The organism is Micromonospora sp. NPDC048830, assembly GCF_043198215.1.
In the GTDB taxonomy this organism is placed as follows: Bacteria; Actinomycetota; Actinomycetes; order Mycobacteriales; family Micromonosporaceae; genus Micromonospora.
In genome coordinates, this window is record NZ_JBICUP010000059.1 from 23,232 (window position 1) to 33,503 (window position 10,272).

Here is a 10,272-nt window from a genome sequence, read left to right on the forward strand (position 1 = left end):
CCGTCCCGGCGGGCCTGCTCAGCCGAACAACCGCGCCGCGTTGCGGACGGTGTGCGCGGCGACGTCGCGGCCGAGCCGGACGCCGACCTCGTCGGCGGTGCGGGTGTGGATGCCCGACCACACCCGGGCGTCGGTGTTCTCCTCGGTCGGGCGCCGCCAGTCGGTGTAGGTGCGGGTGGCGCCGGGCTGGCTGGGGCTGGTGATGGTGTAGGGCTGCCGGGCTACCGGCCCGACCAGGGCGGTGAGGACCTGTTCGGCCGCGCCGGAGTAGGTGTTGTGTCCGCTGGGGTAGTCGGGGTGCGCGGGCGTCGTGTGCAGCGGCGTCCACTCGGGGTCGCCGTCGGCGCCGGCCCGGATGGCGGTGACGGGCCGCCAGCTCAGGTAGGCGTACTTGGTGTCGGAGGTCGCGATCTGGGTGTCGACGAGCGCGACGTGGAAGACGGCCACCAGGCCCGCCCGCCACGCGGTCGGCCGGGTTGACTGGACGAGCGCGGCACGCAGGATCCCGGTGTAGAGGGTGAGCGAGGAGCCGAGCCAGAACGTCGCCGTGTCGGTCTGCCGCGGGGTGCGTACCGCGCTGTCGACCGCGCCGTACGCCCGGACCTCGGCCAGGTCCGCCCGGTAGCGCTCGGAGCCCGGCGCGGGCGGCGGGCCGGGCCGGTACCGGTCCGCGCGGTCGAGCAGGAACGGCGTGGCGAACCGGGTTCCGGCCTGCTGGGCGGCGGTGAAACTCGGTGGGGTGGGCTGCCAGACGCCGGGGGCCGGGGCGGGTGTCGGGTACGGCGGGTTGACGGAGGCGGGGTCGAGCCCGTCGCCGGCGCGCTGGGCGAGCAGCGCTCGCGCCTCGGCCCGGCCGGCGGCCACACCGCGGTCCTCGGCGCGCCCGTCGGGGATGCGCTCCAGCGTGGTCCGCAGCGCCGCGTCGAGCGTGGGGGCGCCCTCGGGGATCAGGGTGCTCAGCGCGGTGTGTACGGCGGAGGCGAGTGCGGCGTCCTCGTAGTGGCGCGTCTTCCCGGTGGGCGCGGTGCGCAGCGCGCGGGCGGCGGCGAGCCAGGCGATCGCCCAGGCGCGGCTGTTGGTGACCTGCGGCCGGGTGCCGGTGGCGACGGTGGCCGCGGTGGCGTCGTACCACTCGACGGCGGTGTCGACCGTGGACGTGTCGGCGGCCGCCGGTACGGCGGGAACGCCGGCGACCAGCGCGGCGGCGGCGATGACCGCCGCGCCGCGGCGCCAGCCACGAAGGGTCGGAGGGGTCATGGTGCGGTCACTCCTTGGTGGGTTTCGTGAGAGGTGGGAAGCGGGATTGCAGACGGGGGACGCAGCAGGGCGTCGGCGTGCTGGTCGGCCCACCGGGCGGCGATCTCACGCGCGTCGGCCAGTCGCGACTCCGGCACGGCCAGCGGCTCCGGGACGTGGGCGCCGAGTTCGGCGAGCACGTCGCGCAGCGCCGACGCCGCGGCGTCCGCGTGCGCCGGCGCGGCGGCCACCGCCACCGCCACGGCGGTCCCGCCCGCCAGTTCCCGGTGCCCGAACTGGTCCAGGAAGACCTTGAGCAGCCCGGTGTAGCTGCCCTTGTACGCCGGGGTGGCCACGACCAGCAGCTCCGCCGCCCGCACCGTGTCGAACGGGTCGGGCCCGGCCGTCGCCCCGTACGCCGGCTCCGGCCCGAAGGACACCCCGACGATCTCGGCCAGCTCCAGCACGCGGACGGCGCCCCGCGGCCGCGCCAGCCGGGTCAGCAGCTCGCCGGTCACGGTCTCGGCGAGCCGTCGGGTGCGCGATCCGGCCCGGGGGTTGCCGACCACGACGACGGTGGTCACCGCGACCCCCCGAGGGGCTGCCGGCGCCGGTGCGCCGGGTCGGCCACCGAGGGCGGCTGGTAGCCGGCGTCGGCGGGGTTCAGCGTGGTGCCGGGCGGGACGATGGCGTCGATGCGGTCCAGCACGTCCCGGGACAGGGTCACCTTGGCGGCGCCGAGCTGGGACTCCAGGTGCGCGAGGGTGCGCGGCCCGATGATCGCCGACGTGACGGCCGGGTGTTCCAGGACGAACGCGATCGCCAGGTGGATCAGCGACAGCCCGGCCTCGTCGGCGAGGGCGGCCAGCGCGTCCACGACGGCGAGCTTGGCGGCGTTGTCCGGCAGGGTCGGGTCGAACCGCGCGGGAAACCGGTCGGCCCGTCGGGAGATCGGGGCGGCGAGGCCGCCGTGGTAGCGGCCGGACAGCCATCCGCCGGCCAGCGGGCTCCACGGGAGCACCGCCAGCCCGTACCGCTGGGCCACGGGCAGCACCTCCCGCTCGACGCCGCGGGCGAGGATCGAGTACGGCGGCTGCTCGCTGACCACCCGCTCCCGGCCGCGCCGCTGCGCGATCCACTGGCCCTCGACGATGGCCGACGGCTCGAAGGTGGAGGTGCCGATGTAGCGGATCTTGCCCTGGTGGACCAGGTCGCTGAGCGCGCCGAGGGTGTCGTCGAAGTCGGTGTCCGGCTCCGGCCGGTGCACCTGGTACAGGTCGATCCAGTCGGTGCGCAGCCGGCGCAGGCTGTTCTCGACGGCGCGGACGATCCAGCGGCGGGAGTTGCCCCGGTGCTGCGGGTTGTCCCCGACCTGGCCGTGGAACTTGGTGGCGAGGAAGACGTCGTCGCGGCGCCCTGCGGCCAGGGCCTTGCCGACGATCTCCTCCGACTCGCCGTGCGAGTAGACGTCGGCGGTGTCGATGGCGTTGATGCCCTCGTCGAGCGCCCGGTGGATGATCCGGATGCCGTCCTCGTGGTCCGGGTTGCCCCGCGCGCCGAAGTTCATCGCGCCCAGCGTGAGGGAGCTGATCTGGACGCCGGTGCGCCCGAAGGGCCGATGGTCGACCATGGTTCGTCCTTTCCTGTTGGCTAACGGGACGCGGCAGCGGGCTGCCGGGTGAACTGGTTGGCCGGGCGGGGCAGCCCGTAGTGGTCGCGCAGCGTGGTCCCGGTGTATTCGGTGCGGAACAGCCCGCGGCGCTGCAGGATCGGCACGACGTGGTCGACGAACGCCTCCAGCCCGGACGGCAGCACGGGCGGCATGATGTTGAAACCGTCGGCCGCGCCGCTGCGGAACCAGCTCTCGATCGCGTCGGCGACCTGCTCCGGGGTGCCGGCGAAGGTGCGGTGCCCGCGCCCGCCGCCGAGGCGGCCGATGAGCTGCCGTACGGTCAGCCGCTCCCGTCGGGCCAGCGTGACGATGAGCGTGTACCGGCTCTTGGCGCCCTCGATCTCGTCCTCGCCGGGCAGGTCGGCGGGCAGCTCCTTGTCCAGGTCGAGGTCCTCGGGGGCGACCCGCAGCGTGTTGGCGAGCTGCTGCCGGGCGTACTCGGGTTTGATCAGCCGGTCCAGCTCGTCCTCCAGCGCGCGGGCCTCGGCCTCGGTGGCGCCGATGGCCGGGACGATGCCGGGCAGGATCTTGATGCTGTCGGGGTCGCGGCCGAGTTCGGCCGCGCGGCTCTTGAGGTCGCGGTAGAACGCCTGCGCCTCGGCCAGGGTCTGCTGCGCCGTGAACACCGCCTCGGCGTAGCGGGCGGCGAGCTGCTTGCCGTCCTCAGACGACCCCGCCTGGACGAGCAGCGGGTAGCCCTGGGGCGAGCGGGGCAGGTTGAGCGGGCCGGCCACCCGGAAGTGCCGCCCCCTGTGGTCCGGCCGGTAGAGCAGCTCGTCGTCGCCCCACCGGCCCGCGTCCTTGTCGCCGAGGACCGCCGCGTCGTCCCAGCTGTCCCAGAGCTTGAGCGAGACGTCGACGAACTCGGCGGCACGCTCGTACCGGTCCCGGTGGGCGGGCAGCTCGTCGAGGTTGAAGTTGCGGGCCGCGTCCACGCCGGCGGTGGTGACGATGTTCCAGCCGGCCCGGCCGCCGCTGATGTGGTCCAGCGAGGCGAAGCGGCGGGCCAGGTTGAACGGCTCGTTGTAGGTCGTCGAGGCGGTCGCGATGAGCCCGATGTGGGTGGTGGCGCCGGCCAGCGCGGTGAGCAGCACGGTCGGTTCGAGGGTGCCGCTCGGCCGGCGGCCGATGCTGTTCCACAGCACCGGGCTGTCGGCGAGGAAGAGGGAGTCGAGCTTGCCGCGTTCGGCCACCCGGGCGAGGTGCGTGAAGTGCGCGACGTCGGTCTGCGCGAACGGGTCGCTCTCCGGCAGCCGCCAGGCCGCCTCGTGGTGACCGACGCCCATCAGGAAGGCGTTGAGGTGGATCACGGCTGTCCTCCGTTTTCTCGGACGCCCAGCGCTTCCAGCAGCGACTCCCGGTACGCGAGGAATCGCGGCTGCCGGTGTGAACGCGGCGCCGGCAGGTCGATGGTCTGGTCGAGCGCGACGCGCCCGGTGTCGAGCACGAGCACCCGGTCGGCGAGGGTGACGGCCTCGTCGACGTCGTGCGTGACGAGCAGCACGGCGGGCCGGTGCCGTGCGCACAGTTCGCGCAGCAGGTGGTGCATCCTGATCCGGGTCAGCGCGTCGAGGGCGCCGAACGGTTCGTCGGCCAGCAGCAGCTCGGGCTCGGTGACCAGCGAACGCGCCAGCGCCACCCGCTGTTGCTCACCGCCGGACAGTTCCCTGGGCCAGGCCCGCTCGCGGCCGGCCAGCCCGACCTCGGCGAGGGCGGCCCGGCCGCGTTCGTCCGCGTCCGGGTCGCGCAGGCCGAGGACGACATTGGCCAGGACGGGCTGCCACGGCAGCAGCCGGGCGTCCTGGAACACGACGGACGAGTTCTGCGGCACCTCGACCAGGCCGCCGCCCGCCACGTCGCGGTCCAGACCGGCCAGCGCCCGCAGCAGCGTGCTCTTGCCCGAGCCGCTGCGGCCGAGCAGGGCCACGAACTCGCCGGCGGCGATCTCCAGGTCGAGCCCGTCCAGGATCGTCCGGTCACCGAACCCCCGGGAGAGGCCGCGTACCCGGACGGCGCGCGGTGGCGCGGCGGTCAGTCCGCCAGCGTGCGTCGCCACGACAGCGCCCTCCTCTGCACGAGCCGGACGGCGCCGTCGGACACGAGCCCGAGCAGGCCGTAGAGCACGAGGCCGACGATGATGACGTCGGTCTGGCCGTACTGCCGGGCGAGGTCCATCATGTAGCCGATGCCGCTGGTCGAGTTGATCTGCTCGACGACCACGAGGGAGAGCCAGGCGCCCACCACGGCGAACCGCATGCCGAGCAGGAAGCCGGGCAGCGCGCTGGGCAGCACGATCCGCCGGATGAAGACGGCCGGCGGCAGCCGCAGCGACGCACCCAGCTCGACGTACCGGCTGTCGATGCTCCGCAGGCCGTTGTGCGTATGTATGTAGACCGGCACGAACACGCCGAGCGTGATGGTGGTGACCTTCATCTGCTCGCCGATGCCGAACCACAGGACCAGCAGCGGCACGAGCGCCAGGGCGGGGATGGCCCGTTTGATCTGGATGGGGCCGTCGAGGACGGCCTCGCCCCAGCGGCTCAGCCCCGCGACCAACGCCAGCACGGTGCCGACGACGGTGCCGATCCCGAGCCCGAGGCCGGCCCTGCCGGCGGAGACCGCCAGGTTGTCCTGCAGCCGGCCGTCCGCGATCAGGTCACCGGCCGTCGTCACCACCGTCCAGGGCGCCGACAGGGTACGCGGGTCGAGCCAGCCGGCCGCCGACCCGGCCGTCCACACCGCCAGCAGCAGCAGCGGCCCGACGGCGGCGCCGAACGGGATGGGGCGGCCGGGGCCGAGCGGTCGTTTCGCCGTACGGGCCGATCCGGTGGCCGCCGCCGGGCGGTGCCTGGTGAGAACGGAGGCGGTCACCGGGCACCTCCCGCCGCGAGGGCGTCCGCGGCGACGGTCTCGTACCGCCGGTCGTACAGGTCCTCGGCTCTGAGCGGCCGGTTCCCGGTTTCCTTGGCGAGCAGGTCGATGGTCTCCTGGTGCCGGGAGATGGCCTCGGCCCAGCTCGCCGGGATGTCGGCGATGCCGTTGTTCTCGACCAGCCACCGGCCGTCGTCGGCGGTGAGGCCCTGGTCCCTGACGTAGTAGCGCTCGATCCACTCGTCGGGGTGGGCCTCCCGCCACCGCCACGCCTGCGCCCACACCTGCACGTACTCGCGGATCGCCGCCGCCTTCGCCGGGTCGGCCAGCACGGTGGCCGGCGCGTACAGGTGGCCGGGATCGTCGCGCAGGCCGTGCGGGATCGTGGTGGCGCCGTCCCTGCCGTACTTGTTCTCGTACCGCCTGATCTGCACGCCGCCGATCGGCGCGACGTCGACCTGACGGCTGGCCAGCGCCGTCGCGTACACGTCGCCGGTGCTCGGCAGTTCGACCAGCTCGACGTCCTTCTTGGACAGGCCGGCCTTGTGCAGCACCCGCAGGATCAGCGCGCCCTGCGCCTGCCCCGGGCTGTACGCGACCCGCCTGCCGCGCAGGTCCGCCAGGGTGCCGACCGCTACCCCCGGCGCGATGCCGAGCCGGTAGATGGCGTGGTTCAGTGGGTCCTGGCGGAACTTCGACGCGACGATCCTGGTGGGGATGCCGGTCCAGTGGGAGTGGATCGGCGGGATGTCGGCGACCGACCCGAGGTCCAGCGCGTCGGCCCGGAACGCCTCCAGGGTCTGCGGGCCGCCGCTGATGTTGGCCCACTCGACCTCGAACGTGAACCGCTCGGCCAGGCCGGAGTACTCGATCGCCTTCTGGTGTTCCTTGTCCCCCACGACGAGCTTGGTGCCCTTCGGCACGGCCTCGGCCAGCGGCGCGGCGGCGAGCGCGGCGTCCGGTTCGTCGTCACCGGCGCAGGCGGTCAGGCCCAGCGCGACGGCGCCGACGGTGGCGGACAGGAACGCCCGCCGGTGCAGGGTGTATCCGGGCTTCAACTCAGGACTCCTTCGTGGATGGACGCAGGGCGGCGTACCGCCCCATGTGGTAGAGCAGCGGGGCGCCGTCGCCGTGGCTGCCGCTGAGCGGCTCGGCCAGCACGATCGCGTGGTCGCCGGCGGGCACCCGTTGGGTCACCCGGCACAGCAGCCGGGCGACCGGCTCGTCCAGCAGCGGCACCCCGTACGGGCCGTACCGCCAACCGGGGTGCGCGGCGAACCGGTCGATGCCGCTGGTGGCGAAGGTCCGCGCGATGTCCTGCTGGTCCTCGCCGAGCAGGTGCACCGCGACGTACGTCGCGCGGGCGGCCGTCGGCCAACTCGACGACGACCGGGCCAGGCAGAACGACACCAGCGGCGGTCGCAGCGACACCGACGTGAACGATGTCGCGGTGAATCCCACCGGCGGGTCGCCCGCGACGGTCACCACCGCGACCGAGGCGGCCTGCCGGCGCAGCAGGGCGCGGAACGTGTCCGGGTCGACCGGGGCGAGGGGTTCGGCGGCAATGGTCATGGCATTCCTCCTGGGTCGAAAGCGAGGGCACGCACCATCCCGGGCATGGCGGGGGCGCGGTGCCTCGTCGAGCGGGCCGCGCACCGTGTCACGGAGGCGGCTGCCGGTCCTCGTTGAGCCGGCGGCGCGACGGTGGAGAAGGTGACGAGGGGGAGGAAGTCAGGAACGCGCTCAGCGGCAGCAGCCGCGCGTGCCGGTCCAGCCGCGGCAACACACCCGCGACACCGCGACCGCGGTGCCGTCGAGCGGGGCGTTCTGGCTGGTCATGGGTGAAAGCGTCTACCCATAAAACCTATTGGTCAAGTAGGGTTTCACACGCTGAGACGACCCCGGGCACCCGCCGCCCTGGCCCCCACCCCGCCCGGCATCCGGGTGATCGTGCCCTGATCCGGGGCGGCGCATTCTTGCGTCGTCCGGTCACCTCGGCCGGGATTGCGTCGGGGACGTACGCTGCCGCGGATGAGCACACCGTCCCGCGTCCTGGTCTACGGGGTGTACGGGGCCGGCAAGTCCACGCTCGCGGCGCGGCTGTCCGAGCGCCTGGAACTGCCCTGGTATCCGGTGGACGACCTGCTCTGGCAGCCGGGCTGGGTGGAGGTACCGGTCGCGCGGCAACGCAGCCGGATCGAGGAGATCTGCCGACGGGACCGCTGGATCCTCGACGGGGCGTACCACGGGTGGCGGGACGTGCCGCTGGCCCGCGCCGACCTGGTCGTCGGCCTGGACTACCCGCGTTGGCGCTCCTTCTCGCGGCTGCTGCGCCGCACCCTGCGCCGGCTGGTGACGGGTGAGGAGATCTGCAACGGCAACCGCGAGTCGCTGGGCAGCGTGCTGTCCCGGGACTCGATCCTGGTCTGGCACGTCGCCGCGTTCGGGCGGGCCCGGCGCCGGATGCGGACCTGGCAGAGCGACCCGTCCGGGCCGCCGGTACTGCTGTTCCGCTCCCCCGCGGCCCTGGACCGGTGGCTCGCCGGCCTGCCCCGCCCGCCGCACTAGGATCGGCGGCATGGTCGTCCACCGTCTCACCAGGGACGAGGCCCGCAGGATCGCGATCCGCGCGCAACTGCTCGACGCGCCGCGCCCGACCGACCTCGTCGAGGTCGTCGAGCGCCTGACGCTGCTGCAGATCGACCCGACCGCGGCCGTCGCGCCGAGCGCCGACCTCGTCCTGTGGAGCCGGCTCGGCTCGGCCTACGACCCCGCGGACCTGACCAGGGCCATCGAGACCGACCGCACGCTCGTCGAGACCGTCGCCTACATCCGGGCTCCCCGCGACCTGCCCGCCGTGATCGCCGAGGCCCGTGGCCGGACGCACCCGACCACCGAGGCGTGGCTCGCGCAGAACGAACCGTTCCGCCGCGACATCCTGGCGCTGCTGGAGAAGCAGGGCCCGCTGCTCTCCCGCGACATTCCCGACACGAGCGTCGTGCCCTGGCCGTCGTCGGGCTGGACCAACGACCGGAACGTCACGAAGATGCTCGAGTCCATGGCGCTGCGCGGGCAGGTCGCGATCTCCGGCCGCAGGGGGCGACAGCGCTACTGGGACCTACCCGAGCGGGTCCACCCCGCGGACCTGCCCACCCTCGACGCCGAGGCCGCGGGCCGCCTCCGCGACGAGCGCCGGCTCGCGACGCTCGGCATCGCCCGATCCGCCGGCCCGCAGCTACCGGGCGAGTCCCCGTACGTCGGCGACGCCGGTGAGGAGGCCGTCGTCGAGGGCATCCCGGGCACCTGGCGCGTCCACCCGGCGTACGTCGGCCTGCCGTTCACGGGGCGGACGGCCCTGCTGTCACCCTTCGACCGGCTGATCCACGACCGCGTCCGCGCCGAGCAGCTCTTCGGCTTCGAGTACATCCTCGAGATGTACAAGCCGAGGGACAGGCGCCGGTGGGGCTACTACGCCCTGCCCGTCCTGCACGGCGACCGCCTCGTCGGCAAGCTGGACGCGACCGCCGACCGCCGGGCCGGCACCCTGGTCGTCAACGCCGTCCACGAGGACGTGCCCTTCACCGGGCCCATGACCGCCGCGGTCCGCGCCGAGATCGAGGACCTGGCCGCGTGGCTCGGCCTCCGGGTCGGCGCCTGACCGCCGGCGGGGCGGGCGGAGGACGCGCGGCGGCCGGTTGGGGTCAGGCCGCTTCCAGTTCCCGCTTCAACCTGCGCAGGGTCTCGCGCATGCCGTTCCGGTTCAGCGTGGGGCGGTCGCCCGCGGACCTGCCGGTGAAGATCCGGCCGAGGACGTGGGCCGCCCTGTTGCGCCGGTCCTGCCAGTACTCGGTCACCTGGGTGCCGCCGTCGGTCTCGGCGAACCGGTAGCCCCAGCGGGCCACCGGCTGGCCGAAGGTGGCGACGTCGAAGGCGAACTCGCTGCCGGGCGTGGCGGTGACGACCCGGCAGGTGGTGAACCACAGGAACGGGCCCCGGCGGTTCCAGCCGACGAAGCGTCGCGGTTGCCCGCCGTCGCGCCGGGTGATCCAGACCGCGACGCACTCCGGGCTCCAGCGGGCGATCCGCCGCACGTCGGCGACGGCCGCGTAGACGGTGCCCGCCGGCGCCGCGATCGTGATCTGGTCGGCGATTTCCGGACCGTGCCCGGTGGCCTCGGTAGTCATGCCGCAACCATGGACGTCACTGGTTTCTCCAGGGGAGGTCGTCGGGCAGGTCGCTGCTGACCCGCCCGGGGAACGCCGGGGCGCGCCGCTGCCGGAAGGAGTCGAAGCCCTCCCGCGCGTCCGGGCTGTGTAGCGCCTCGGCGGAGAGCCGGGAGTCCAGCCGGTGCGCCGGATACGGCGAGTCCAGCGCGCTCGTCCGGTAGAGCATCTGCCGGTTAACGATCCCCACGGATAAATCCGGGGGATTTTCCTCCGGGGCCAGGCCCTGGATTCCCAGCTCGGACCGCACCTGATCCACCGTCCCGGAAG

The 10,272-nt window shown here is 73.9% G+C and carries 11 protein-coding genes and 1 pseudogene; 2 read left to right on the forward strand and 10 right to left on the reverse strand.

The window, feature by feature from the left end; translation table 11 throughout:
• Nucleotides 1–18 precede the first annotated feature (18 nt).
• The 8 genes from ACGFIZ_RS30680 to ACGFIZ_RS30715 are packed head-to-tail and all read right to left on the reverse strand — an operon-like array spanning nucleotide 19 to nucleotide 7,351.
• A complete protein-coding gene (locus ACGFIZ_RS30680; RefSeq protein ID WP_393425651.1) occupies nucleotides 19–1,257 on the reverse strand; it encodes a vanadium-dependent haloperoxidase in 1,239 nt (412 codons plus the stop codon).
• Nucleotides 1,254–1,820 (reverse strand): NADPH-dependent FMN reductase, encoded by a 567-nt coding sequence (locus tag ACGFIZ_RS30685; RefSeq protein WP_393425654.1) that lies wholly within the window; start codon nucleotides 1,818–1,820, stop codon nucleotides 1,254–1,256. Before ACGFIZ_RS30685 ends, ACGFIZ_RS30680 begins: the two co-directional genes overlap by 4 nt.
• Complete coding sequence (locus ACGFIZ_RS30690) at nucleotides 1,817–2,866, reverse strand: aldo/keto reductase (RefSeq protein WP_393425657.1); 1,050 nt, start codon at nucleotides 2,864–2,866, stop codon at nucleotides 1,817–1,819. Before ACGFIZ_RS30690 ends, ACGFIZ_RS30685 begins: the two co-directional genes overlap by 4 nt.
• A gap of 20 nt (nucleotides 2,867–2,886) precedes the next feature.
• Nucleotides 2,887–4,218 carry an LLM class flavin-dependent oxidoreductase gene (locus tag ACGFIZ_RS30695; RefSeq protein WP_393425659.1) on the reverse strand — a complete coding sequence of 444 codons (1,332 nt, stop codon included), beginning with the start codon at nucleotides 4,216–4,218 and terminating at the stop codon, nucleotides 2,887–2,889.
• Nucleotides 4,215–4,964, reverse strand: coding sequence for an ABC transporter ATP-binding protein (locus ACGFIZ_RS30700; protein ID WP_393425662.1), 750 nt, complete (start codon nucleotides 4,962–4,964; stop codon nucleotides 4,215–4,217). Before ACGFIZ_RS30700 ends, ACGFIZ_RS30695 begins: the two co-directional genes overlap by 4 nt.
• Complete coding sequence (locus ACGFIZ_RS30705; protein ID WP_347671770.1) at nucleotides 4,940–5,779, reverse strand: ABC transporter permease; 840 nt, start codon at nucleotides 5,777–5,779, stop codon at nucleotides 4,940–4,942. Before ACGFIZ_RS30705 ends, ACGFIZ_RS30700 begins: the two co-directional genes overlap by 25 nt.
• Nucleotides 5,776–6,837 carry an ABC transporter substrate-binding protein gene (locus tag ACGFIZ_RS30710; protein WP_393425665.1) on the reverse strand — a complete coding sequence of 354 codons (1,062 nt, stop codon included), beginning with the start codon at nucleotides 6,835–6,837 and terminating at the stop codon, nucleotides 5,776–5,778. Before ACGFIZ_RS30710 ends, ACGFIZ_RS30705 begins: the two co-directional genes overlap by 4 nt.
• A 1-nt stretch (nucleotide 6,838) precedes the next feature.
• A complete protein-coding gene (locus tag ACGFIZ_RS30715; RefSeq protein WP_393425668.1) occupies nucleotides 6,839–7,351 on the reverse strand; it encodes a flavin reductase family protein in 513 nt (170 codons plus the stop codon).
• 459 nt (nucleotides 7,352–7,810) lie between these two features.
• Between ACGFIZ_RS30715 and ACGFIZ_RS30720 the strand changes: the two genes are divergently transcribed.
• Both ACGFIZ_RS30720 and ACGFIZ_RS30725 read left to right on the forward strand, forming a co-directional pair.
• Nucleotides 7,811–8,347, forward strand: coding sequence for an adenylate kinase (locus tag ACGFIZ_RS30720; protein WP_393425670.1), 537 nt, complete (start codon nucleotides 7,811–7,813; stop codon nucleotides 8,345–8,347).
• A 10-nt stretch (nucleotides 8,348–8,357) separates the two neighbouring features.
• On the forward strand, nucleotides 8,358–9,437 hold the full coding sequence (locus tag ACGFIZ_RS30725) for a DNA glycosylase AlkZ-like family protein (protein WP_393425673.1): 1,080 nt from the start codon (nucleotides 8,358–8,360) through the stop codon (nucleotides 9,435–9,437).
• A 43-nt stretch (nucleotides 9,438–9,480) separates the two neighbouring features.
• Here ACGFIZ_RS30725 and ACGFIZ_RS30730 read toward each other — a convergent pair whose 3' ends face one another.
• Together ACGFIZ_RS30730 and ACGFIZ_RS30735 are read right to left on the reverse strand one after the other, a co-directional pair.
• Nucleotides 9,481–9,963 (reverse strand): SRPBCC family protein, encoded by a 483-nt coding sequence (locus ACGFIZ_RS30730; RefSeq protein WP_393425676.1) that lies wholly within the window; start codon nucleotides 9,961–9,963, stop codon nucleotides 9,481–9,483.
• A 16-nt stretch (nucleotides 9,964–9,979) separates the two neighbouring features.
• Nucleotides 9,980–10,272, reverse strand: a pseudogene (locus tag ACGFIZ_RS30735) (hypothetical protein); the annotation flags it as partial.